This is a genomic window from Pseudonocardia sp. UM4_GMWB1 (assembly GCF_017312155.1).
Classification (GTDB): domain Bacteria; phylum Actinomycetota; class Actinomycetes; order Mycobacteriales; family Pseudonocardiaceae; genus Pseudonocardia; species Pseudonocardia alni.
Genome location: NZ_QJPN01000001.1, coordinates 491,676 through 515,333 on the forward strand (window position 1 = coordinate 491,676; position 23,658 = coordinate 515,333).

Sequence of the window (23,658 nt, forward strand, 5' to 3'; positions counted from 1 at the left end):
TCGCACATCACCGACACGCCGATGCGGATGGAGGAGATCTTTTGGGCCGCGTGGACCGCTTCGAGCGCCGACTTCAGGGGTTCGTGGGCGATGCCTTCGCGCGGGTCTTCGGGGGCAGTGTCGTCCCACAGGAAGTCGCACAGGCACTGCTGAGGGAAGCCGAGGACAACGTCGAGCAGCTCGCCGGAGGTCGCCAGCTGGCGCCCAACCGGTACACCGTTCTGCTCAGCCCCAGCGATCTCGACCGCATGGCGGGCGACGAGGACGGGGTCGTCCGATCCCTCTCGTCGCACGTGGCGAAGGAACTCACCGACCAGGGCTGGGACACCTACGGTGAGGTCGTAGTCTTTCTGGAGCGCTCCGAGGCGCTGCACACGGGACAATTCCGCACCCGCTCCGCTGTCGACCCCGACGCTTCCCGTCGGGCCGCCAACCGAGCACGCACCGCAGGAGAAGCACCCATGAGCCAGCAACCGGGCCACCCCGAGGAGAACGGGCAGTACGGATACGACCGGGGCGCACCCGGCGGGTACGGCCAGCAGACCTACGCGCCTCAGGGGTACGACCAGGAGCAGCAGGGCGGCTACGGCCAGCAGCAGGGCGGGTACGACCAGTACGGGCAGCAGCAGGGCGGCTACGGCCAGCCCGGCTACGACCAGTACGGCCAGCCCCAGCAGGGCTATGGCCAGCAGCCCGGGTACGACCAGCAGCAGCCCGGCTACGACCAGTACGGCCAGCAGCAGGGCGGCTACGGCCAGCAGCAGGGCTACGGCCAGCCCCCGCAGGGCGGCTACGACCAGTACGGCCAGCAGGGTTACGGCCAGCCGCAGCAGGGTGGCTACCCCCAGCAGGGCTACGAGCAGGGCTACGACGGCTACGGCCAGCCGCAGCAGGGTGGCTACGGCCAGCCCCAGGGCTACGCCCAGCCCGGCTATCCGCAGCAGGGTGGCTACGAGCAGGGCTACGACGGCGGCTACGGCCAGCAGCAGGGCTACGCCCAGCCGGGCTACCAGCAGGGCGGCTACGACCAGGGCTACGACGGCCAGGGGTACGGCGGCCAGGGCGGCTGGGGCGCTCCGGCGCAGCTGACCGCGATGCTGATCCTGGACGACGGGTCGAACCGCAACTACCAGCTGGCCGAGGGCACCCACGTCATCGGCCGCGGTCAGGACTCCCAGTTCCGGCTCCCGGACACCGGCGTGTCCCGCCGGCACCTGGAGGTCACCTGGGACGGCCAGGTCGCGACCCTGAACGACCTGGGCTCGACCAACGGCACCACGGTGAACAACTCCCCGGTGCAGTCCTGCCAGCTGACCGACGGCGACGTGATCCGCGTGGGTCACTCCAGCCTGGTGTTCCGCACCCAGGGCTGAGCCACACCCGCGGAGCGGAGTCCGCGCAGCGACAGCGGTGCGTCCCCGCCCGCCCGGTGATCCACCGGGCGGGCGGAGCGTGCAGGAACACGAGAAGGGCGAGTAGGACGACGTGCCGGAACTGGTACTGCAACTGACCCGGGGCGGCTTCCTCGCCCTCCTGTGGCTGTTCGTCCTGCTCGCACTCCAGGTGGTCCGCTCCGACCTCTACGCCGCGTCCGGTCTCCGGGCGGCCGCACCCGGCCGCGCGGGCGGGGGCCGGGCCGCCAGGGTCCGCGGCGGCGGCCGCGGCAAGGTGGCCCGCCAGCTGCTCGTCACCCAGGGTCCGCTGGCCGGCAGCCGTATCACCCTCGACTCCCGGCCGATCCTGATCGGCCGCGCCGACGACTCGACCCTCAAGCTCGACGACGACTACGCCTCCACCCGGCACGCACGCATCTCGCAGCAGGGTGACGACTGGTACGTCGAGGATCTCGGGTCGACGAACGGCACCTATCTGGAACGTAATAAGGTCACCGGGCCCACCCGGGTCCCGCTGGGGACACCGGTCCGCATCGGCAAGACGGTGATCGAGCTGCGATCGTGACGGACACGGACCGACCATGAGGTACCGACCGTGAGCCCGGCGCGACCGACCGCTCCCCCGGTGCCGCGGCCGTCCGACCGGTCCCGCGGCGCGGGATCCGCCCGACGTGCCCCGACCGAAGCCGGAGCCGCCCCGTGACACTGGTGCTGCGTTACTCGGCCCGCAGTGACCGCGGACTGGTCCGGCAGAACAACCAGGACGCCGTCTACGCGGGCCCCCGCCTGCTCGCCCTCGCCGACGGCATGGGCGGTCACGCCGCGGGCGAGGTCGCCTCGTCCCTGGTGATCTCCGCACTGGCCCCGCTCGACGACGACGTGCCCGGTGACGACCTGCTCGCCGAACTCCGCGAGGCGACCCACGACGGCAACGAGGCGATCTCCCGCCACGTCGCCGAGGCCCCCGACCTCGAGGGCATGGGGACCACCCTGACCGCGATCCTGTTCGCGGGCTCGCGCCTGGGCATGGTCCACGTCGGCGACTCGCGCTGCTACCTGCTGCGCGACGGCGAGCTCACCCAGATCACGAAGGACGACACGTTCGTCCAGTCGCTGATCGACGAGGGCCGGATCACCGAGGAGGAGGCGCACACGCACCCGCAGCGGTCGCTGCTGCTGCGCGCCATCACCGGGCAGGACGTCGACCCGTCGCTGTCGATCCGCGAGGCCCGCGCCGGGGACCGCTTCCTGCTGTGCTCCGACGGCCTGTCCGGCCCGGTCAGCGACGAGACACTGCACGACACGCTGACCGACTACGCCGACCCCCGCGAGTGCGCCGACCGCCTGATCGAGCTGGCGCTTCGCGGCGGCGGGCCGGACAACATCACGTGCATCGTGGCCGACGTGGTGGACGTCGACTACGCCGACGACGCCCCGATCATCGGGGGCTCCGCGGGCCGCAACCCGCGCGCCGGCGACGGCGACTACCGCCACGACGAGCGGACCCCGCACTCCTCGGCGCAGCGCGCGGCGGCCACCACGCTGCCCCGCACCGAGCCGGTACGGCTGGAGCCCGCCGCCGCGGAGGAGCCGCGCCGCCGGCGCGGCCTGCGCCCGGTGCTCGCCCTGCTGGGCGTGCTCGTGGTGCTCGTGGCGGGAGTGTTCGTCGCCCGGGCGCTGGTGCTGCAGCAGTACTACGTGGCCGTCGACCAGAACCAGGTCGCGATCTACCAGGGTGTACGCGGCAACGTGCTCGGTGTCCCGTTGCAACGGGTGGCGGAGTCCACCGACATCGGCCTCGACGACCTGCCGCAGGCGGTCCGCAGCCAGGTCACCGACGGCATCGTCTCCGACGAGGGCGAGACCGGTGCCCGGGAGACCGTCGACCGGCTGCGGGAGCGCATGCTCCCGCTCTGCTCCACGCTGACCCCGCCGCAGCCGCCCGCGGTCGTCCAGGTGCCCGGCGCCCCGCCGGTGACGACGACCCCGCTGCCGACCGCGACCCCCGAGCCGGGCCGGAACTGCCGGCTCGACGGCTGATGGCCACGGGCAGCTCCGCTGCGGAGCCGACCACGCCCACCGGCCGCGGCATCGAGCTGTTGATGCTGGGCCTGGCCGCCGTACTCACGACCGGTGCGCTGGTGCTGGTGGAGGCGAACCAGGAGCAGTCGCTGACGACCGACCTGTTGTGGGTGGGTCTGGCGTATCTCGTGCTGTTCGCGGGTGCGCACGTGGCGGTGCGCTTCCTGGCGCCCTACGCCGACCCGCTGATCCTGCCGTCGGTCGCGCTGCTCAACGGCATCGGCCTGGTGATGATCCACCGGCTCGACCTGGCCAAGGCCGCCCGCGCGGAGGCCACCGGGAGCCCGGTGCCGAGCGGGCTGATCGGCGCCCAGGTCACCTGGACCGTCGCCGGCCTGGCGTTGTTCGCGCTGGTGCTGTTCTTCCTCCGGGATCACCGCACACTGGCCCGCTACGGCTACACCGCGGGCTTCGTCGGCCTGGTCTTCCTGGCGATCCCGGCGTTCCTGCCGTCGTCGATCTCCGAGGTCAACGGCGCCAAGCTCTGGATCCGCATCCCCGGTGGCCCCGGCATCCAGCCCGGCGAGTTCTCCAAGATCCTGCTGATCATCTTCTTCGCGGCCTACCTGGTCCAGAAGCGCAACCTGCTCTCCACCGCGGGCCGCCGCTTCCTGGGTATGGAACTGCCCCGCGCCCGTGACCTGGCTCCGCTGCTCGTCGCCTGGGGGCTGTCGGTCGGCGTGCTCGTGCTCCAGCGCGACCTCGGCAGCTCGTTGCTGATCTTCGGCCTGGTCCTGGTCCTGCTCTACACCGCGACCGAACGCGTGTCGTGGATGGTGATCGGGCTGCTGGCGTTCTCCGGCGGTGCCGTCGTCGCCTACAACCTGTTCGACCACGTCCAGACCCGCGTGCGGATCTGGCTGGACCCGTTCGCCGACTTCAGCGGCGGCGGCTACCAGCTCGCGCAGGCGCTGTTCGGGCTCGGCACCGGCGGCGTCGGCGGGACCGGACTGGGTGCCGGACGGCCGGACATCGTGCCCTTCGCCGAGTCCGACTTCATCTTCTCCTCGCTCGGCGAGGAGCTCGGGCTGATCGGGCTGGCCGCGATCCTGCTGGTGTACCTGGTGCTCATCACCCGTGGGCTGCGGTCGGCGCTGGCCGTGCGCGACTCCTACGGCAAGCTGCTCGCGACCGGGCTGTCGTTCTCGGTGGCGCTGCAGATCTTCGTCGTCATCGGCGGGGTGACGAAGCTGATCCCGCTGACCGGTCTGACGCTGCCGTTCCTGTCCTACGGCGGCTCGTCGCTGCTGGCGAACTACGTGCTGGTGGCGATCCTGCTGCGGATCTCGCACGTGGCCAGGGCACCGCTCCCCGTCCGGCCCGCCAAGCCGCGGGCGCCGATCGCCGAGGCCAGCACCGAGCTCGTCCAGCGTCCCGGGACGGGCCGCTCCGACACCCGTGACGACAACCACGCCGACACCGCCGCCCAGAGGAGCGAGACGTGAACCGCCCGGTCCGCCGCGTGGCACTCGCCGTGATGGTGATGATCGTGGTCCTGCTCGGCAACATCACCTACGTGCAGGTGGTCATGGCCGGCCAGTACCGGGACGACTCCCGCAACCAGCGCTCGCAGATCGACGAGTACTCGCGTCAGCGCGGCCAGATCGTCGCCGGCGGGCAGGTCCTCGCGCAGAGCGTCGAGAGCGACGGTCGGCTGCGGTTCGCCCGCCAGTACCCGCAGGGCGAGATGTTCGCGCCGGTCACCGGCTTCCTGTCGACCGTGTACGGCAAGACCGCACTCGAGCGGTCCACCGACGAGGTGCTCAACGGCACCGACGACCGGCTGTTCGTGCGCAGGCTGTCGGACCTCATCACCGGCCGGGACCCGGCGGGCGGCAACGTGGTGACCACCATCGACCCCGAGGTGCAGCGCGCCGCCTACGACGGGCTGGCCTCCCGCGGGTACACCGGCGCCGTCGTCGCGCTGGTGCCGCAGACCGGGGAGATCCTGGCGATGGCCTCGACGCCGTCGTTCGACCCGAACCCGCTGGCCTCGCCGGACCCGGCGCAGCAGCAGGAGGCGTGGAAGCGCTACGGCGCCGCCGACCCGGACCCGATGACCAACCGGGCGATCAACGAGATCGAGCCGCCCGGCTCGACGTTCAAGCTCGTCACCACCGCGGCCGCCCTGCAGAACGGCTACACCCCGGACAGCCAGCTCACGGCCGCCCGCAACATCCAGCTGGCCGACTCCACGACCACCCTGGAGAACTACAACGGCTCGGCCTGCGGCGGCGGGGCGACGGCGTCGCTGCGCGAGGCGCTGGCTCGCTCCTGCAACACCGCGTTCGCCCAGCTCGGCGGCGAGCTCGGGCCGGACAAGCTCCGGGCCCAGGCCGAGGCGTTCGGCATCGGCCGCACCGACCTGCAGATCCCGATGCCGGTCACGGCGTCGCAGGTCGGCCCGATGTCCGACACCCCCTCGACCCAGCAGTCCGCGATCGGCCAGCGCGACGTCCGGCTGACCCCGATGCAGCTGGCGATGATCGGCGCCTCGATCGCCAACGGCGGCCAGACGATGGCCCCGCACCTGGTCAAGGAGATCCAGAGCCAGACCCTGGACGTCGTCGACACCACCGACCCGGACCGGATGTCGCGGTCGATGCCGGCCGACGTGGCCCGCACGATGACCGACCTGATGGTCGGCTCGGAGGAGCGGACCTCGGGCGGCGGCAAGATCACCGGCGTCCAGATCGCGTCGAAGACCGGTACCGCCGAGCACGGCACCGACCCGAAGAACACCCCGCCGCACGCCTGGTACGTGGCGTTCGCACCGGCCGACGACCCCAAGGTCGCGGTGGCGGTGCTCGTCGAGAACGGCGGCGACCGGGCGCTGGAGGCGACCGGTGGCTCGGTCGCGGCCCCGATCGGGCGGGCCGTGATCGCCGAGGCGCTGCGGGACGCCCAGTGAGCCCGCGGGACCCGGCCCGGCGCAGGTCCCCGGCGGCCCCGTGAGCGCCCTGTCGGCCGGGCAGCTGATCTCCGAGCGCTACCAGCTGGACCGGCGGATCGCGGTCGGCGGGATGGGCGAGGTATGGGAGGCCTCGGACACCCGGCTCGGGCGCAGCGTCGCGGTGAAGGTCCTCAAGGCGGAGCTCTCCGACGACCCGGAGTTCCTGCACCGGTTCCGCATCGAGGCCCGCACCGTCGCCTCGCTCGACCACGCCGGGATCGCCGCCGTGCACGACTACGGCGAGGACGACAGCTCCACCGGCGGCGGGCGCACCGCTTACCTGGTGATGGAGCTCGTCCGGGGTGAGCCGCTGTCGTCGCGGATCGGGCGCGGGCCCATCCCCGCCGACGAGGCGCTCGACATCCTCGAGCAGGCGGGCCGGGCGCTGTTCGCCGCGCACGAGCGCGGGTTCGTCCACCGCGACGTCAAGCCCGGCAACATCCTGCTGCGTACCGACGGCGTCGTGAAGCTGACCGACTTCGGCATCGCCAAGGCCGCCGACGCCGTCCCGGTGACCCGGTCCGGGATGGTCATGGGCACCGCCCACTACATCGCTCCGGAGCAGGCCTCCGGCGAGGAGGCCGGGCCGTCGGGCGACGTCTACTCGCTCGGGATCGTCGGCTACGAGTGCCTGGCCGGGGTGCGGCCGTTCCGCGCCGAGAGCGCGGTCGCGGTCGCGATGATGCAGGTCCGCGACGACCCGCCGCCGCTGCCGGACGAGATCCCCGAGCGGGTGCGCGAGCTGGTCTCCTCGGTGCTGGTCAAGGACCCCGAGCAGCGCTACGCCGACGGCGCCGAGTTCGCCGACGCCGTCGCCGCGGTCCGGCGCGGGCACCGGCCACCGCCGCCCGGCATCCCCGCCCCCGGCGGGTACGCACCCGACTTCCGCGGCGACGACGGCACCGGCTCGCGACACGCCCTGCAGGGGACCGGGCAGGGGACCGGCGACGACGGCCCGTCGGCGGGCGGTAGCGACACCGCCGACCGCGGCCCGCGCACCGGTGCCCCCGGCCCCGACGGCGCCCGCCGCACCGGACCGGACCAGGGTGTGTCCCGCCCCGTCACCGGTCCCCCCGGTGGCGCGCCGGGCCGGCCGCAGGGCCCGCGCACCCCGGGCGGCACGCCGTCCTGGTCCGGGCCGGTCCCGGTGCCCCCGGGCTCGCCGCCCTACGGTGCCCCGCTGCGGCCGCCGCGCACCGGGCCGCACAGCGGCGGTCTCCCGGGGGGCCGTCGTCCGGGCGGGCCGCCCACCGGCCCCGAGGTCCCGGGGCAGCAGCGTTCGGCGCCGACGCGTCCGCCGGTGCGCCGCAACGCCTCCGCCGACCGGATGCCCGAGCAGCATCCGTCCGGCCCGCTCGACCTGGGCCCGAAGCGTTCCGGACGGGCGAAGGCGTGGCTGGCCGCCCTGTTCGTGATCCTGACCCTCGCCGCCGTCCTGCTCGCGGTGATGATCTTGAAGGGCCTCTCGCCCGACGACATGCGGCCCGGGTCGCTCGGCGTCGCGCCCGGTACCGTGGCGACCGCGGCCGGCCCCTCGGCCGGGTCCACGGGACCGGCGGTCCCGGCGGAGCCGTTCGCCGTCCCCCGTGCCCAAGATCGACCGGAGGTGCCCGGTGATGTCCCGGTGATCCCACCGAACGGTCGCTCCGGCGCACATGTCGCCCGTACGGGACCGACCGTGAGCGCCGACCGGCATGATGAGCACGCCTCCGACGGACTCGATGAGTACGGGAATCTGAACCGATGACGACACCACGACTGCTCTCCGAGCGCTACGAGCTGGGCGACCCGCTCGGCTACGGCGGCATGTCCGAGGTCCACCGCGGCCTCGACACCCGGCTCGGCCGGGACGTGGCGGTCAAGGTGCTGCGCGCCGACCTGGCCCGCGACCCCCAGTTCCAGCTGCGCTTCCGCCGCGAGGCGCAGAACTCGGCGTCGCTGAACCACCCGGCGATCGTCGCGGTGTACGACACCGGCGAGGTCGAGTCCGAGTTCGGGCCGCTGCCCTACATCGTCATGGAGTTCGTCGACGGGCAGACGCTGCGCGAGATCGTCAAGACCACCGGCCCGATGACCCAGCAGCGGGTCGTCGAGGTGATGGCCGACGTCTGCGCCGCGCTCGACTTCTCGCACCGGCACAACATCATCCACCGCGACGTGAAGCCCGCGAACGTGATGATCAACGGCGTCGGCGCGGTCAAGGTCATGGACTTCGGCATCGCCCGTGCGCTGGGCGAGGGCCAGAACGTCACCCAGACCGCCGCCGTCATCGGCACGGCGCAGTACCTGTCTCCCGAGCAGGCGCGCGGCGAGGCCGTGGACGCCCGCTCGGACGTCTACGCCGCGGGCTGTGTGCTGTTCGAGCTCCTGACCGGCGAGCCGCCCTTCACCGGGGACACCCCCGTCGCGGTCGCCTACCAGCACGTGCGGGAGGACCCCCGGTCTCCGTCCGAGCTCAACCCGTCGGTGCCCCCGGCGCTCGACGCGGTGGTGCTCAAGGCGCTCAGCAAGAACCCGGCCAACCGCTACCAGTCGGCCGCCGAGATGCGAGCGGACCTGGTCCGCGTGCGCAACGGCGAGCCGGTACACGCGCCGCTGGTCATGAGCGAGCACGAGCGCACGCACATGATGGCCCACGACAGCGCGACCCAGGCCATGGCGACGCGCCGGCTCGACGCGGGCGGCCCGCCCACCGGCCGGCACACGATGCCGCCGCACCACCCCGACTACGCCGACGACGAGGGCCGCGGGGGGCGGCGCAAGGCCCTCCTGTGGGTCGCGGCGCTCGCGGTCATCGGCCTGCTCGGCTTCGTCGGCTTCCAGCTCTTCTCCTCCTCGGGCCCGGACCAGGTGTCGGTGCCCGACGTGCTCGGCCAGTCCCCGGACCAGGCACGGCAGACCATCACCCAGGCCGGGCTGCTGTTCTCCCAGCAGGACCAGCCGTCGGACGTCGCACAGGTCGGCAAGGTCGTCCGGACCGACCCCGGCGGCGGCAACCAGGTCGCCGAGAACAGCCGGGTGACGGTCTACGTCGGCAGCGGGCCCGCCCAGGTCACCGTGCCGAGCGTGGAGGGCCTGTCCCCGGACGAGGCCGAGGCCAAGCTCCGGGAGGCCGGCCTGCAGGTCGGCGGCCGCACCGAACGCGACACGAGTGACTCAGGCCAGGTCGGCAAGGTCATCACCTCCGACCCGGGGCCGGGCCAGCAGGTCTCGGGCAACACCGCGGTGTCGCTGGTGGTGGGTCGCAAGCAGCAGACCGTCGCCGTGCCGGACGTGGCGGGCCAGTCGGCCGACGCCGCCCGGGCGACGCTGCAGAACGCCGGCTTCCAGTCGATCTCCACGACCGAGGTCGACAGCGGCGGCTCGGCGGGCCAGGCGGTCGGCACGAACCCGTCGGCCGGGACCCGGGTCGCGCCCGACCAGACCATCACGATCCAGATCAGCCGTGGGAACCAGAACCAGGTGCCCAACGTCGTCGGCCAGCGCGTCGACAGCGCGATCAGCACGCTGCAGGAGGCGGGGCTGAGCCCGTCGATCCGCCAGGTCGACGTCTCGGACTCCTCGCAGAACGGCGTCGTGCTGCAGCAGAGCCCGTCCGGCGGGTCCGAGGCCTCGAGCGGCCAGACCGTCACCCTCACCGTCGGCAGCTACTCCGGTGACAGCAGCAGCGACGGTGAGAACGGCAGCAACGGCTTCCCGTTCAACTGACGATTTTCCCGGGAGGGACCGTGCGCGTACTCGTCGTCGACAACTACGACAGCTTCGTCTACAACCTGGTCCAGTATCTGGCCCAGCTCGGTGCCGACCCGGTGGTCCGGCGCAACGACGAGGTCGAGCTCGACGAGCTCGACGAGGTCGGCGCCGTGCTGGTCAGCCCCGGTCCGGGGACCCCGGAGCGGGCCGGTCGCAGCGTCGAGGTCATCCGCCGCGCCGCGGAGCGCGGCACGCCCCTGCTGGGCGTGTGCCTCGGCCACCAGGCGCTGGCCACCGCCTGGGGCGGGGTCGTCGAGCGCGCGCCCGAGCTGCTGCACGGCAAGACCTCGGAGGTCTTCCACGACGGCACCGGTGTGCTCACCGGGCTGTCGTCGCCGTTCACGGCCACCCGCTACCACTCGCTGACGATCGCGCCCGACGGCCTGCCGTCGGAGCTGGAGGCGACCGGCCACACCGAGACCGGCCTGATCATGGCCGTGCGGCACCGGGAGTTCCCGATCTCCGGCGTGCAGTTCCACCCGGAGTCCGTGCTGACCGAGGGCGGGCACCGGATGCTGGCGAACTGGCTGCGCCAGGCCGGCTACGACGTGCCGGAGGACCTGGTCGTACGGCTGTCCGACGAGATGGCCGGACTGGTCGCCGGGGTCTGATCCCCGGCCCCGCACCACCCGACGTCCCCGTGACGTGCGACGCCTGTGTCGCCGGTGCGACCCGGACGGCGAGGCGGTCACGCTACCGTGGTGGCGGATCTGTCCGGGTCGCCACGTCCCCCCGACCACGGTGCCCCGTCGCAGGTCCCGCCCCCGGCCGGCGCACCGGCCGGACCCGTGTCCGACTCCGACAGGCGATGAGGTCAGATGCCGAAGTCGAAGGTCCGCAAGAAGGCGGCCTACACCCCGCCCCCGGTCAGCCGCACCCCGCAGAAGGTCGCGGGACCGACACACCCGGCCTACATCGCCGTCATGGTCGCGATGTGGATCCTCGGCCTGGCCTGGCTGGTGATCAACTATTTGGCCGGTCCGTCCATCCCGTTCATGCTGGCGCTGGGCAACTGGAACTTCATCATTGGGTTCTCACTCATCGTGATCGGCCTGCTGATGACGATGCGGTGGCGCTGACCAGCGGAAACACACGGATGTGAGTTGTCCACCATGTGGATGAAGCTTGTGGACAACTTCACATGACCACACAGGGTGATCGACTTCGGTGGTCGACACCGGTGGGCGCGGTCGTCGTGCTCTGGGTGCTGGCGGTCGCCGCGACCGGCTGGTCGGTCGCGGTGCTCGTCTCCGGCGCGGACGCGGCGGGCGCGTTGGTCGCGGGCGTCGCGGCGCTGGGTCTCACCCTGGCCGCGGCATCGGGGACCCGTGCCCGGCCCCGGCTGGAGGCCGGCCCCGAGGGGCTGACCGTGCGCAGGCTGACCTGGACCCGGCACGTGCCCTGGGGGCGGGTGGACGACCTGCGGCTGCTGCGGACCCGCAGGCTGGGCCGCGAGTCGGTGCTGCTGGAACTGGAGCTGCGCGACGTCGACGACCGCGAGCGGCTCGTGATCCTCGGCCGGGCCGAGCTGGGCGCGGACCCGGTGGATGTGTTCGACGACCTCGCCGCCCTGCGCCCGGCCCACCGCCCCGGCGACCCGGGCCCGCCCGGGCTCTGACCCGCCACCCGCACCTCGGCGAGCACCGGATCGGCCACCGACGGCCCGGGTCGGCGGGCAGCCGCCGACATGCACCTCCGGGTCGTCCTGGCTCGGCGTCGAGAACCCCGAGCTGCACCTCGGCGCACGGGCCCGCGGTCGGGCCCGGCCTGCCTCAGACGCCGGCGACCGCGAGCAGGCCCGCGGCGCGCACCCCGATCAGTACCAGCGCCAGCACGGCCAGCCCGGAGACCGCCAGCAACTGGGTCCGCCTGCGCTGCGGGGATCCCGTCCCGAGGTGAACCAGCGCAGCGGTGACCGCGGCGCCGAAGACGAGCCCGCCGAGGTGCCCCTGCCAGGAGATCCCCTGGATGCTGAGGCTGATCACGGCGTTGATCGCGATGACGGCGACGACCTGCCCGGTCGGCAGCTTCAGCCGCCGCAGCAGGACGAACAGTGCCCCCATCAGCCCGAACACCGCACCGGAGGCGCCCGCGGTCGCCCCGACCGGGGAGCTGAAGAGCATGACCGCGGCCGCACCGCCGAGCATGGACACGCCGTACACGGCGACGAACCGGGCCCGGCCCAGGACCGTCTCGACCTCACGGCCGATGATCCACAGGGCGTACATGTTGAACGCCAGGTGCAGCGGGCCGATGTGCAGGAAGCCCGAGGTGATGATCCGCCAGTACTCGCCGTCGGCGACCAGGAGCGGGACGAGTCCCCCGGCGTCGAACAGCGGCGAGCGGAAGTTGGACATCACGCTGCCCGCCGTGACCGCGGTGAGCACGTAGACCACCACGTTGGCGACGATCAGACCGGGGACGATCACCGGCTTCCCGGTGCGGCTCGCACCGGCGACGTTGCGCCACCGCGGGGTCGTCCGCGCGCCCTCGGCGAGGCAGTCCACGCAGTGCTGGCCGACCGGGGCCGGCCGCAGGCAGTCGGGGCAGGCGGGCCGGTCGCAGCGCGAGCAGGCCAGCCCGGTGGGCCGGTCGGGGTGCCGGACGCAGACCGCGCCGGCACCGGACCCGGCCCCCGGGGCCCCACCGGGCGGTGGAGCACCGTGCGGGAGGCCGTGCGTGGCACCGCCGTCCGGGGCCCCGCCGAGTGCCGCGCCGGGACCGGCCCAGGGCGGACCGCCCGGCGCGCCCGGCGGCGGCCACTGGGGCTGCGGGTAGCCGGGCGGCGCCGGGTAGCGCGGCGTGCCCGCGGGGCCGGGGGAACCCGGCCCGCCCTCGGGCTCGCCGGGTGTCCCGGATCCGCTGTCGTCGGGTCGTCCGTTCACCACGGCCCGTCCACTCGGTGGTCGGAGACCTGCGGGGTCAGGACCGCTCGATCTCGATCTTCTCGATGACCACGTCGGTCAGCGGCCGGTCGGCCTGGCCGGTGGTGGTCTGGGCGATGGCGTCCACGACGGCCCGCGACTCGGCGTCGGCGACCTCACCGAAGATGGTGTGGCGCCGGTTCAGGTGCGGGGTGTTGCCCACCGTGATGAAGAACTGCGAGCCGTTGGTGCCCGGCCCGGCGTTGGCCATGGCCAGCAGGTAGGGCTTGTCGAACTTGAGGTCCGGGTGGAACTCGTCGCCGAACTGGTAGCCCGGGCCACCGCGACCGGTACCGGTCGGGTCGCCGCCCTGGATCATGAAGCCGCTGATCACCCGGTGGAAGATCGAACCGTCGTAGAACGGCCCGGAGTCGCCGCCGCTCGCGTTCGGGCCCGTGTAGTCCTTGCTGCCCTCCGCGAGGCCGACGAAGTTCGCGACCGTCTTCGGCGCGTGGTCGCCGAACAGCACGACGCGGACGACGCCCTCGGAGGTGTGCAGGACGGCCGTCGTGTTGGCGTTTCCTGGTTCCGTCACGGCTACCATCGTGCCAGTAAGCAGCCGCATCCGTGGGAAGCAGGTCCGGAACATGAGTGCCGAGAGGACGCGGGCCCGTGCCCGCAAGGATGCCGCCGAGGCCGTGCACACCTTCGCCGACGCCGGCCGGATCGCCGGTGGCGCGGTCGCCGACGCCGTGGCGGGAGGGGTCTCGTCCCGCCTGTCCGGCCTGTCCGACGTGGTGTCCGGCTCGGTGCACGACGCCCGCCACGCGCTGGCCGAGGTGGTCGAGCCGACCCCGGCGCGGGTGCGCCGGGCCCCGTGGATCGTGGCCGTCCTGCTGCTGACCGCGGCCGCGGTGTGGGGCTGGGCGACGGTCCTGCAGCGCGAGCGCGAGGTGGACCCGGGGACCCCGGTGCCGACGACCCCGCCGACCGACGACCAGATCCACGGCAAGCCGATCGGCCAGGGCCGGTCGCAGGCGAGCGGTCACTGACCCACGGCCGTCCCGGATCGGGCGGGTCAGGCCGGGCGCAGGGTCCGCAGGAAGCCGGTCACGGCGGCCTCGTAGCCGTCGGGATCGGCGTTCCAGCTGCCGGTGTGCTCGGTGCCGGAGAACTCCCGGTAGGTGACCGGCCAGCGGTGCCCGGGGGCGGTCGCGGCCAGGTCCCGGCTCAGCGTGACCGGCACGGCGGTGTCGGCGTCGCTGTGCAGGACGAGCGTCGGCGGGCGGACCGCGGGCGGGCGCCGGACCAGATCGAACCGGTCGAGGTCGATCCCGATCCGGCGCGCGGTGAACCGGGCCGCGACCCCGGCGAGGGTCGGCGGGAGACCGCGGTTGCGGGCCTGCCTGCGCAGCGTGCGACGCCAGTCGAGCAGCGGCGCGTCCCAGACCACGGCGTCGACGAGGTCGGCGTGCGGGGACCGGTCGAGGAACGCCCCGCCCACCGCGGCCCCCATCGACCAGCCGACCAGCACCAGCCGGCGCGCGCCGTGGACCAGGGCGTAGGCCGCGGCGGCGTCGATGTCGCGCCACTCGGTGTCGCCGAGGTGCGACCGCCCGTCCGGTGACTCCGGGGCGGTCCCGTCCCCGCGGTAGCTGACGACGAGCTGGGTCAGCCCGGCCGCGTGCAGCGCGGGCAGGATCCGCAGTGCCTCGCGCCGGGTCCCGCCTCGGCCGTGCACGCACAGCGCCCAGGTGTCCGGGTCACCGGCGTCCGGGGCGGGAATGCGCCAGGCCGGTGCGAGGCCGAGGTCGGTGGGCACCCGGACGTCGTCGAAGGGCAGCCCGCGGGCGGACGGGTCCGGGTCGAACGGGCCGGCGTCGAGCACCGCGGGGCCGGTCGCCGGGACCGGGCCGGCGCGCAGCTCCCGGACGACGGTGCGGCGCCCGCGGTCCAGGACCGGACCGACGACGGCGAGTCCGGCCGGGCCTCGCAGCCCCCAGACACCCGGCTGTGCGGACAGCCGGGTCCGCGCCAGCTCGACGGTGCCGTCCCCGGCGGTGACGACCCGCTCGGGCAGCCCCGGGTGCGGCGACGGGTGCAGCAGGATCGTCGAGTAGTGCCAGCCGATCGCGGCCGCGGCGGCGCCGCCCGCCCCGCCCAGGGCCCCGGCCAGCGCTCCCGCGACGGGCGCCGAACGACGGACGGAGTGGCGGACGGAGGAGCTCGGCGCGCGCACACACTCATCCTGCTCCCCCGCGTACGTGTGCCGCGAGTGGACCACCTGATGCCTGTTTGGAGTGACGAGAAGGCTCCGTACGTGCGAGCCCCCTCTCAGGTTGCCACTCGTACGAGTGAAGATCGCCGCCGAGTGACTGCGGAACGCAACCGACCGCTGGGGGTCTCGTTGTCCCCCGGCGAGGGTCGTCCGTCGGCCCTCAGCTTCCCCGCTCCCCCTTGGAAGGACGTGCGCATGACCCCGCTCGCCCGTACCGCCCTGCGGCTGTCCCTCGCCGGCGCCGGCATCGCCGCGCTCGGCGCCGGTGTCGTCGGCCAGGCCTCGGCCGCCGAACTGCCCGAGGCACCCGACGCCCCGGACACCTCCGCCCTGCCGTCCTACGAGGACGGCACCCTGTCGAACGACGCGAACAGCGTTTCCTTCGGCGAGCTGCAGACCCCGCACGGCGAGACCTCCGGTCTGCCGGAGCTGCCGTCGGCCGACGCGCTCCCCGGCCTGCCGAGCACCGACGCGCTCCCCTCGGCCGACTCCCTGCCGAGCACCGACGCGCTCCCCTCGGCGGACTCGCTGCCGGGCGCGGAGGACCTCTCCACCGCCTCGCTGCAGTCCGCGGACGCGCCCGAGGTCCCCTCCGCTCCGGACGCGCCCGAGCTCCCCTCGGCCGACGACGCTCCCGAGCTCCCCTCCGCGGACGACGTCGACCTCCCGTCGGCCGACGACGCCGGCGCGCTGCCCGTGTTCGAGGTCCCGGGCGTGATGTACATCGAGGCTCCGACCGTCTCCTGACGGCGGACCGACGAGCGCCGGACCCCCGACCGGCGCTCGCGACGTCGCCCGTCCGGTGTCCCCACGACCGGGGCACCGGACGGGCGACCGCGAACGGGGTCAGGGCCGGCCGTGCCGCGGACGCGGCGGCGGCGCGGGCACCACCGGCGCGCGGACGAGGAGCTCGTAGCGGTCGAAGGACCCCTCGTCGTCGACGACGTGGCGCAGGAACCGGAACCCGGCCCGTCGCGCGACCCCGACCGATGCGGTGTTCTGCGGGTCGACGTCGATCGAGATCCATCGCACGTCACCCCGTTCGCCCAGGTAGCGGGCGGCGAGCCGGACCGCGCGCGTCGCGAGGCCGCGACGGCGGTACGCCGCGTAGACGCCGTAGGACAGACCGGCCCGGTCCCCCGCGGGATCCAGGTCGACGTCGATGGTCCCGGCGAGGACGGCGCCGCCGTCGACCCGGATGCCGAAGCTCAGCTTCGGCCCGTCGTCGGCCCAGCGTTCGATCGCACGGCGGACGTGGGCGCGGGCGGTAGCCGGGGTCGCGGGTGCGCCACCGAGCCAGCGGACGATCTCGGCGTCCTCACCCGCGAGGTGGGCCGTCACGTCGTCCCAGCCGAGCGGACTGAGGACGACGACGCCGTCCGCCAGCATGTTCGAGGGACGCGACACGGCACCATCCTGCCCCAACCGTCGCCGTGCGTGATCGGGACCTCCCCCTCCGGGGTTCCCCGTCAGGACGACGGCGCCTCGCGCACCCGGTAGCGCATGAGGAGCGTGTCGTCCCCCGTGACGACGCTGACGAGCTCGAGACGCGCGGGGTCCATGCCCGCGCCGCGGGCGATCCGGCCTGCCTCGCCGGAGACCAGGAACGGCGCGAGGGTCAGTCGCAGCTCGTCGACCAGGCCCGCCTCGGCCAGACTGCCGAACAGCGCGGGCCCGCCCATGCAGTTGATCCGGCGCAGCCCCCGCTCCCCCAGCGCGGCGACGGCGACGGCGAGATCGACCGACTCGTCGCCGGTGAGCACGACCTCGGCGCCGGCGTCGGCCCACCGGCCGCGCAGGTCCGCGGGGACCGACTCGCAGGTGAGCACGATCGTGGGGACCACGGTGTCGGTCAGCACCGGCGCCGACGGGTCGAGCGACTTCCCCGACGAGGTGACGACCGCCGTCGACGGCAACTCCGACAGCCCGAAGCGGCGGCGCCGGTCGTCCATCCGGTCGTTGTGCTTGACGCCGGTGAACCCCTCGGCGGCGGCCGTCCCGGCCGCGACGAGCACGACGTCGGCCAGGTCGGTCCCCAGGTCCAGCACCGCGCGGTCGGGCGGGGTGGACAGCCCGGCCGAGCTGCCCGCGACCTCGACGGCGCCGTCGGCGCTGGACACGAAGTTGACCGACAGCCGGAGGCGGTCGTCCGGGTAGGCGTAGAGCCGTTCGAGCTGCTCGGTCGACAGCGGTCCGGCGTCGGCCGCCGGGAAGATCTGGTGGATCATGCTCACGCGAGCAGTCTCACCGCCCGCGACGGGTTCCGCTCGCCGCGGACGGTGGCGACCATCTCGCAGGTCTCGCGGGTGGCCCGGGCCTGGTGGGCGCGCACCATGGCGACGCCGCGGTCCGCGGCCAGCGCCGTCGCGGCGAGGGTGCCGGTCAGCCGCTCCTCCAGCGGCACGGCCAGGGACTCACCGACGACGGTCTTGTTCGACATCGCCAGCAGCACCGGCCAGCCGGTCGCGACCATCTCGTCGATGCCGCGCAGGACCTGGAGGCTGTGCAACGTGTTCTTGGAGAAGTCGATCGCCGGGTCGATGAGGATCCCCCCGGCGGGCACGCCCGCGGCGACGGCCTTCTCGGCGAGCGCGACGGTCTGGTCGATGACGCTGCGGAGCACGTCGGCGTAGCGGGGCCGGTGCGGCTCGGTGCGCGGGGTGACGTGGTCGGTGTGGGCGCTGACGTAGCCGGCGCCGTACCGGGCGGCGACGTCGAGGATCGCCCCGTCGGCGGCGGCCCAGTTGTCGTTGACCAGGTCGGCCCCGGCGGCGCAGACGGCGTCGGCGGGCCCGGCGCGGAAGGTGTCGACCGAGATCGCGACGTCGGGGAACGTGTGGCGCGCCCACTCCACGGTCGGCACGACCCGGTCGATCTCCTCCTGCTCGGTGACCTCGGTGCCCGGACTGGCCGGGACGCCGCCGATGTCGATGACGTCGGCACCCTCCCGGACGACCGCGGTGATCCGGTCCCGGGCGGCCTGCTCGGCGAAGGTGACGCCGTGGTCGTAGAACGAGTCGGGGGTCCGGTTCACGATCGCCATGACCATCGCCCGGTCCCGGTTCCAGGTACGTCCACGGAACGTCACGCTCGGCACGTGGTCTCCTCACAGCACGGTCCGGGCCCGCTGCAGGACCCGGTGGGATCCCCATCCTCCCCGGGCCCCCGCGGGCACGCCCACCGGTCACCCGCGGGCGTAGTCCCGCAGGGGCGGCTCGACGGCCACCCGCGGCTCGGTCGCGATGCTGGTCGCGACCTGCCCCAGCAGCCGCACCTCGTTCGCCGGGAGCTGCGTCCGGTCGACGGCGGGCATGACGTCGGCCAGGCAGACGGCGCGGTCGATCCGGCCCGCGTCGGCGGGGCCGTCGTGGTGCAGCGCGTCGGCGACGACGGCGTACCCGACCGGGTCGGTGCTGCCCATGGTCAGGTGCTCGGCGACGTGCACCGGGCAGAGCGACTGGACGGGGATGTTCGCGATCCGGCCCGCGCCGTCGCGACGCAGCTCCGAGCTCGCCGCGGGCGGCAGGTTCGGGACCACGACCTCGTCGGTCACGGTGTAGACGACGGTGTAGTCGATCCCGGCGAACGTCTCCGGTCCGTCGTTGAGTGCGGCGAGGAGCCGGGAGCCGGTCTGCTGCTGCCAGAACGCGGGGACACAGCCGGGTCCGCAGACCGGGTAGGCGTCGAGCGTGCCGTGGTTCGACGGGTCGATCCCGATCATGTCGGTGACCATGCCGCGGGTGTCCGGCCAGTACTTCAGCGCCCAGCGCGGGACCATGCCGCCCTGGCTGAACCCGACGACGGAGATCGGGCCGCCGGCCTCGTCGTGCATGGTGCGGATCGCGTGGACGACGTGCTCGGCCGCGACCTGGATGTCCCCGGTCGCGTGCGCGGGCAGCTGCACGAGGCAGTGGGCCCGGCCCTCCTGCGCGAAGGCGCGCGCGTAGTTCCAGTCGAAGTTGACGTCGGGGTCCAGCGTCGTCCCCGGCACCAGCAGGACCGGGGCGCCCGCGGAACGGGCGAGGTCGCCGTGGCAGGTGAGGCTCTCGTCCAGGCCGGGCGCGGTGAGCGCGGGCCCGGGGTCGGCGGCGCGCTCCGGGGAGGCCGCCGCCACCCCCGCGACGCCGGTCAGGCAGGCCGCGGTGACGGCCAGCGCGAGCAGGGTGGACGTCGTCGTCCGTGCCATGCCTTCCCCCGTTGTCGATCTTCCTGATCAGTGAACGAGGGCGGCGGCCTGCGGTGACGCGTTCTCGTCGGTTCGACGACGACCGGGTGCGCCTCGGACGGACGGAACGCGGTGCCGGTGGTCACCGGATCCCGCGCCAGGTCGGTGTCGTCGGCACGACCGGAACCTGAGAACCAGGTCTCGCCCCGGCGCGGAACCCGGACGGGTGACAGCACTGCCGGGCGGCCGGCCGTCCCGCTGTGGGCGGTCGGGCCTCCGGCCGCGGTACGACCCGCCGGGCGGGACCGGTCCGCCGACCGTCGCAGCCGACCGGCCGCCGGGGTCACGCCAGGTGCTTCCCGGAGATCGCGCGGGCGATGACGAGCTGCTGGATCTGCTCGGTGCCCTCGAAGATGTCGTAGATCTTCGAGTCGCGGTGCATCCGCTCCACCGGGTGCTCGCGCGAGTAGCCCGCACCGCCGAGGATCTGGATGGCGCGCTCGGTGGCCCACACGGCGACCCGGCCGGCCTTGAGCTTGGACATCGACCCCTCGCCCGCGGTGAACGGGACGTTGTTGCGGCCCATCCACGCGGCCCGGTGCACGAGCAGCCGGGCGGCGTCGATCTCGGTCTTCATGTCCGCGAGCATGAACGAGATCGACTGGTTCTCGATGATCGGACGGCCGAAGGCGACGCGGTCCTTGGCGTACTCCAGCGCGTACTCGTAGGCGGCGCGGGCGATGCCGATCGCCTGCGAGCCGACCGTCGGGCGGGACAGCTCGAAGGTCTGCATCGCGGCCGAGCCCTTCGACCTCTCCCCCGACCGGGCGCGGGCGAGCCGCTCGTCGAGCTTCTCCTTGCCGCCGAGCAGGCAGGAGCCGGGGAGCTTCACGTCGTCGAGGAACACGTCCGCGGTGTGCGACGCGCGCAGACCCATCTTCTTGATCTTGCGGGTGGACTCCAGGCCGGGGGTGTTCGGCGGGACGGCGAACGCGGCCTGGCCCTTGCTGCCCAGGTCTGCGTCGACGACGGCCTGCACCACGTGGATGTTCGCGATGCCGCCGTTGGTGGCCCAGGCCTTCTGGCCGGTCAGGGTCCACTCGTCCTTCGCCTCGTCGTAGACGGCGCGGGTGCGCATCGCCGAGACGTCGGAGCCGGCCTCGGGCTCGGACGAGCAGAACGCGCCGACCTGCGGCTCGGAGGCATCGCCGTAGCACTGCGGGATGAACTCGACCATCTGCTCGGGCGTGCCGGAGGCGAAGATGCCGGCCACCGCGAGGGTGGTGCCGAAGATCGCCATGCCGATGCCGCCGTCGCCCCAGAAGAGCTCCTCGTTGACCAGCGGCATGGAGAGCCCTGTCTCGTCACCCCAGAAGGAGGCGAGGGTCTCGAAGTTGTAGAGCTCGATCTTCGCGGCCTCCTGCAGGATCGGCCACGGGGTCTCCTCGCGCTCGTCCCACTCGGCGGCGGCCGGACGTACGACGTCGGCGGCGAAGCCGTGCACCCACTCCTGCAGCTCGCGGTGTTCCTCGGACAGTTCGAAGGAAGTCATCTCAGCTCTCCGCTGTTCGGTCGCGGTTCTCGTCAGGCGGACGGGATCTGGAACATCTTCTGCAGGGCGGTCGCGAAGCCGACGTCGCCGGAGACCTTGAGCTTGCGCGTCATGAACAGGGTCACCGGGTTGGCGTTGTTCGTGGCGACCTTCAGGAACTCGGTACCCGGCATGGTCAGCGCGGTCCGGGCGTCCTCGTCGGTGCCCTCGGTGACGGTGCAGGTCCCGTTCTGCAGCACGGTCTGGAAGCTGTCGGTCGTCGAGCCGTCCTTGATGTGCCAGTGCACGACCTGCCGGTTCCCGGAGGCACCCTTCGACGAGTAGAACTCACTCATCCGGCCGAAGATCGCCTCCAGCACCGGCCGGCGGACCTCGGACGACATCACGGTCGCCAGCTGCTGCTTCGACGCGGTCTTGACCAGGCGGGCGAACAGCGACGGGTCGACGTCCTTCGCGTTCCCGTCACGCAGGGCCGTGCCGAGGGTGGAGATCAGCTGCTCGTCGGACAGGGACTTGGGGTCGACGCTGCGACCCAGCTCGTTGATGTCGACCGTGTCGGCCATCGCTCGCTCCACCTCGCCGTGGTTCACACAAGTGTCCGGTACTCGCCGTACCGGCTCGGACGGGGCGTACTTTACGCAGCAGTAGCTAAGCTGTCGAGATGGCACCCCCACCCCGCCGCAGGCTCCCGCCCGCACAGCGCGAGAAGCAGGTCCTCGACGCGGCGGTGCGCGTGTTCTCCCGGGACGGGTTCCACGACGCGTCGATGGACGCCGTCGCCGACGAGGCGGGGCTGTCGAAGCCGATGGTCTACACGCACGGCGGGGGCTCGAAAGAGGAACTGCTGCGGCGGTGCATCCGCCGCGAGTCCGACCGGCTGCTGGAGTCGGTCTCCGGCGCCGCAGCCGGGGCACCGGCCGACGCCGAGGTGCGCCTGCACCGCGGCCTCCGGGCGTTCTTCGCCAGCGTGACCATCCACCGCGACGGCTGGTCGGTGCTCTACCGCCAGGCCCGCACCGGGGCACTCGCGGACGAGGTGCACACGGCGCGCACCCGCATCGTCGACCGGGTGGCACAGCTGCTGGCCGCCGAGCTGGTCGCCCCCGAGGGGATCGACCCGGCGACGGTCACCACCCCGATCGCGGCGGCGCTGGCGGGTGCGGCCGAGGGTCTGGCCGACTGGGCCGGCGACGGCGGGGACCCCGACGACCTCGCCTCGACGCTGATGGCGCTGGTGTGGCCGGGGCTGGCCCTGCTGCGCTCCTAGTCCCTTCCGCCGGGAAATCGATCACCGTGCAATCGATCACCGGGTCGCGATTGTCACCATAATAGAGGGAAATCGATCCGTAACCCCGCCGTGTCCACGTGCAACGGCATTCGCGCGCGTTGTTCGGAGTGCGCGTACAGGCCGGATGTCACTCGAATGAGTGATGTCGCCGATTCACCGTTCCGGCAGCTCAGAGCCAAGCCACCTATTGTCCGAGGGTGTCGGGATCGCTACGTGCAACACATCATCAGCGGTTCACCGAGACGGGTGTCGATGACGTCACCCGGTGTCGGCGCGCATTCCGGGAGAACGCCGGTTACCTTTCTCCGCAGTACGTCCTCGAATTCCGGGGCGTGCAGTCGACAGCAGTGAACATGAAGGGAACGCATTCCATGCGTCAGTCCGTGCGTACTCTGGCCGCCACCGCCATCGCCGTCCCGATGACCCTCGGTGCGGCCGGGATGGCCTTCGCCGACGACACCGTCGATCAGGGCCAGGCTTCCGAGGCCACCGCATCGTCCGAGCAGGGTGCCGCCACCGAGCAGGGCAACAGCTCGTTCGCCCCGGTCACCCAGGCGAACCCGGCGCTGAACGTGAGCGACGTCCTCGGCCTGAGCGACTTCGCCAACGAGGACTACGACGGCGGTGAGGGGTCCGGACAGCAGATCGTCCAGGACAACTCGATCGACTCCTCGAACGAGCAGGGCAACAAGGCCTCCACCGAGCAGGCCCAGAAGACCGTCGTCGAGCAGATCGCCGGCCTCGCGGGCTGATCCGCCGCCGTCCCCGGCCGCCGGGCACAACCCACCGCTCCGGCGCCGACCGCCCGTGCCGGCCCCTACGACCGGGTCGGCCGGGCTCCTTCCCCGAGAGGATCGTCCCCCATGCGCAAGTTCTTCCGCATCGCCACCGCCGCGGCGCTCGCCGTCCCCATGACCATCGGTGCAGCCGGCATGGCCTTCGCCGACCACGAGCGCGGCGACCGCAGCGAGACCAGCACCCAGGAGACCGCGGGTTCGGCCACCGGCACCCAGTCGTCGGAGAGCACCCAGGGCAACGCCAACGGCGCCCCGGTGACCCAGGCGAACCCGGCGGCGAACGTCGACGGCATCGCCTCGCTGAGCGACTTCGCGAACGAGGACGTCCGCGGCGGCTCCGGCCAGGAGATCGTGCAGGACAACTCGATCGACTCGTCGAACGAGCAGGGCAACAAGGCCTCCTCCGAGCAGGCCCAGAAGACCGTCCTGGACCAGGTCGCCGACCAGTCCTGAGACACCCGAGGTCCGGGGGCACAGCCCGGCTTCTCCGGCGAACGGCCGGTCCGCAGACGGCGGGCCGGCTCGTTCGTGT

24 protein-coding genes are annotated in these 23,658 nt (G+C 73.1%); 15 read left to right on the plus strand and 9 right to left on the minus strand.

What is annotated here, in order from left to right:
• The first annotated feature begins 41 nt into the window (after positions 1–41).
• The 10 genes from DMP15_RS02455 to DMP15_RS02500 all read left to right on the plus strand — a co-directional run bounded on the left by DMP15_RS02455 (position 42) and on the right by DMP15_RS02500 (position 11,800).
• Positions 42–1,373: a DUF3662 and FHA domain-containing protein gene (locus tag DMP15_RS02455; protein WP_161152737.1), complete on the plus strand. Its 1,332-nt coding sequence runs from the start codon at positions 42–44 to the stop codon at positions 1,371–1,373.
• Between the two features lie 112 nt (positions 1,374–1,485).
• The gene (locus tag DMP15_RS02460; RefSeq protein WP_073573739.1) at positions 1,486–1,959 is read left to right on the plus strand and encodes an FHA domain-containing protein FhaB/FipA; all 474 of its coding nucleotides are present in this window, start codon (positions 1,486–1,488) and stop codon (positions 1,957–1,959) included.
• A gap of 134 nt (positions 1,960–2,093) precedes the next feature.
• Positions 2,094–3,434: a protein phosphatase 2C domain-containing protein gene (locus tag DMP15_RS02465; protein WP_161152736.1), complete on the plus strand. Its 1,341-nt coding sequence runs from the start codon at positions 2,094–2,096 to the stop codon at positions 3,432–3,434.
• A complete protein-coding gene (locus DMP15_RS02470; RefSeq protein ID WP_161152735.1) occupies positions 3,434–4,921 on the plus strand; it encodes an FtsW/RodA/SpoVE family cell cycle protein in 1,488 nt (495 codons plus the stop codon). Before DMP15_RS02465 ends, DMP15_RS02470 begins: the two co-directional genes overlap by 1 nt.
• Positions 4,918–6,387, plus strand: a complete 1,470-nt coding sequence (locus DMP15_RS02475; protein ID WP_073573737.1) for a peptidoglycan D,D-transpeptidase FtsI family protein — start codon at positions 4,918–4,920, stop codon at positions 6,385–6,387. The genes DMP15_RS02470 and DMP15_RS02475 overlap by 4 nt, the downstream gene beginning before the upstream one ends.
• A 40-nt stretch (positions 6,388–6,427) precedes the next feature.
• Positions 6,428–8,176, plus strand: a complete 1,749-nt coding sequence (locus tag DMP15_RS30265) for a serine/threonine-protein kinase (protein WP_376772591.1) — start codon at positions 6,428–6,430, stop codon at positions 8,174–8,176.
• Positions 8,173–10,137, plus strand: a complete 1,965-nt coding sequence (pknB, locus tag DMP15_RS02485; protein WP_161152433.1) for a Stk1 family PASTA domain-containing Ser/Thr kinase — start codon at positions 8,173–8,175, stop codon at positions 10,135–10,137. The genes DMP15_RS30265 and pknB overlap by 4 nt, the downstream gene beginning before the upstream one ends.
• Positions 10,138–10,157: 20 nt before the next feature.
• Positions 10,158–10,793: an aminodeoxychorismate/anthranilate synthase component II gene (locus DMP15_RS02490; RefSeq protein WP_073573735.1), complete on the plus strand. Its 636-nt coding sequence runs from the start codon at positions 10,158–10,160 to the stop codon at positions 10,791–10,793.
• A 207-nt stretch (positions 10,794–11,000) separates the two neighbouring features.
• Positions 11,001–11,261 carry a cell division protein CrgA gene (gene crgA / locus DMP15_RS02495; RefSeq protein WP_020626195.1) on the plus strand — a complete coding sequence of 87 codons (261 nt, stop codon included), beginning with the start codon at positions 11,001–11,003 and terminating at the stop codon, positions 11,259–11,261.
• Between the two features lie 101 nt (positions 11,262–11,362).
• Positions 11,363–11,800: a PH domain-containing protein gene (locus DMP15_RS02500; protein WP_161152432.1), complete on the plus strand. Its 438-nt coding sequence runs from the start codon at positions 11,363–11,365 to the stop codon at positions 11,798–11,800.
• A gap of 154 nt (positions 11,801–11,954) precedes the next feature.
• Here the strand turns inward: DMP15_RS02500 and DMP15_RS02505 are convergent, their stop codons facing one another.
• Complete coding sequence (locus DMP15_RS02505) at positions 11,955–13,067, minus strand: rhomboid family intramembrane serine protease (protein WP_337825403.1); 1,113 nt, start codon at positions 13,065–13,067, stop codon at positions 11,955–11,957.
• A gap of 37 nt (positions 13,068–13,104) precedes the next feature.
• Positions 13,105–13,650 carry a peptidylprolyl isomerase gene (locus tag DMP15_RS02510; protein WP_062399093.1) on the minus strand — a complete coding sequence of 182 codons (546 nt, stop codon included), beginning with the start codon at positions 13,648–13,650 and terminating at the stop codon, positions 13,105–13,107.
• 43 nt (positions 13,651–13,693) lie between these two features.
• Between DMP15_RS02510 and DMP15_RS02515 the strand changes: the two genes are divergently transcribed.
• Entirely contained in the window at positions 13,694–14,098 is a 405-nt protein-coding gene (locus tag DMP15_RS02515) for a hypothetical protein (protein ID WP_073573733.1), read from the plus strand.
• 26 nt (positions 14,099–14,124) lie between these two features.
• On the opposite strand, the gene DMP15_RS02520 is transcribed toward DMP15_RS02515, so the two are convergent.
• Complete coding sequence (locus tag DMP15_RS02520; RefSeq protein ID WP_161151866.1) at positions 14,125–15,285, minus strand: alpha/beta fold hydrolase; 1,161 nt, start codon at positions 15,283–15,285, stop codon at positions 14,125–14,127.
• A gap of 234 nt (positions 15,286–15,519) precedes the next feature.
• Between DMP15_RS02520 and DMP15_RS02525 the strand changes: the two genes are divergently transcribed.
• Complete coding sequence (locus DMP15_RS02525; protein WP_161151867.1) at positions 15,520–16,071, plus strand: hypothetical protein; 552 nt, start codon at positions 15,520–15,522, stop codon at positions 16,069–16,071.
• Between the two features lie 99 nt (positions 16,072–16,170).
• Here DMP15_RS02525 and DMP15_RS02530 read toward each other — a convergent pair whose 3' ends face one another.
• The 6 genes from DMP15_RS02530 to DMP15_RS02555 all read right to left on the minus strand — a co-directional run bounded on the left by DMP15_RS02530 (position 16,171) and on the right by DMP15_RS02555 (position 21,604).
• Positions 16,171–16,731 (minus strand): GNAT family N-acetyltransferase, encoded by a 561-nt coding sequence (locus DMP15_RS02530; protein WP_062399087.1) that lies wholly within the window; start codon positions 16,729–16,731, stop codon positions 16,171–16,173.
• Between the two features lie 62 nt (positions 16,732–16,793).
• The gene (locus tag DMP15_RS02535) at positions 16,794–17,552 is read right to left on the minus strand and encodes a dihydrofolate reductase family protein (RefSeq protein ID WP_161151874.1); all 759 of its coding nucleotides are present in this window, start codon (positions 17,550–17,552) and stop codon (positions 16,794–16,796) included.
• Between the two features lie 2 nt (positions 17,553–17,554).
• On the minus strand, positions 17,555–18,421 hold the full coding sequence (folP, locus tag DMP15_RS02540; protein WP_083657976.1) for a dihydropteroate synthase: 867 nt from the start codon (positions 18,419–18,421) through the stop codon (positions 17,555–17,557).
• 87 nt (positions 18,422–18,508) lie between these two features.
• Positions 18,509–19,510, minus strand: a complete 1,002-nt coding sequence (locus DMP15_RS02545) for an esterase/lipase family protein (RefSeq protein WP_337825404.1) — start codon at positions 19,508–19,510, stop codon at positions 18,509–18,511.
• A 322-nt stretch (positions 19,511–19,832) separates the two neighbouring features.
• Positions 19,833–21,041, minus strand: coding sequence for an acyl-CoA dehydrogenase family protein (locus DMP15_RS02550; RefSeq protein WP_337825405.1), 1,209 nt, complete (start codon positions 21,039–21,041; stop codon positions 19,833–19,835).
• Between the two features lie 32 nt (positions 21,042–21,073).
• The gene (locus DMP15_RS02555; RefSeq protein WP_062403970.1) at positions 21,074–21,604 is read right to left on the minus strand and encodes an SCP2 sterol-binding domain-containing protein; all 531 of its coding nucleotides are present in this window, start codon (positions 21,602–21,604) and stop codon (positions 21,074–21,076) included.
• A 98-nt stretch (positions 21,605–21,702) separates the two neighbouring features.
• Here DMP15_RS02555 and DMP15_RS02560 point away from each other — a divergent pair, with 98 nt between their 5' ends.
• The 3 genes from DMP15_RS02560 (at position 21,703) to DMP15_RS02570 (ending at position 23,579) form a co-directional block, all read left to right on the plus strand.
• Entirely contained in the window at positions 21,703–22,308 is a 606-nt protein-coding gene (locus tag DMP15_RS02560; RefSeq protein WP_337825406.1) for a TetR/AcrR family transcriptional regulator, read from the plus strand.
• A 404-nt stretch (positions 22,309–22,712) separates the two neighbouring features.
• A complete protein-coding gene (locus tag DMP15_RS02565) occupies positions 22,713–23,081 on the plus strand; it encodes a hypothetical protein (protein ID WP_337825407.1) in 369 nt (122 codons plus the stop codon).
• A gap of 111 nt (positions 23,082–23,192) precedes the next feature.
• Positions 23,193–23,579, plus strand: a complete 387-nt coding sequence (locus DMP15_RS02570) for a hypothetical protein (RefSeq protein ID WP_161151872.1) — start codon at positions 23,193–23,195, stop codon at positions 23,577–23,579.
• Positions 23,580–23,658: the final 79 nt, after the last annotated feature.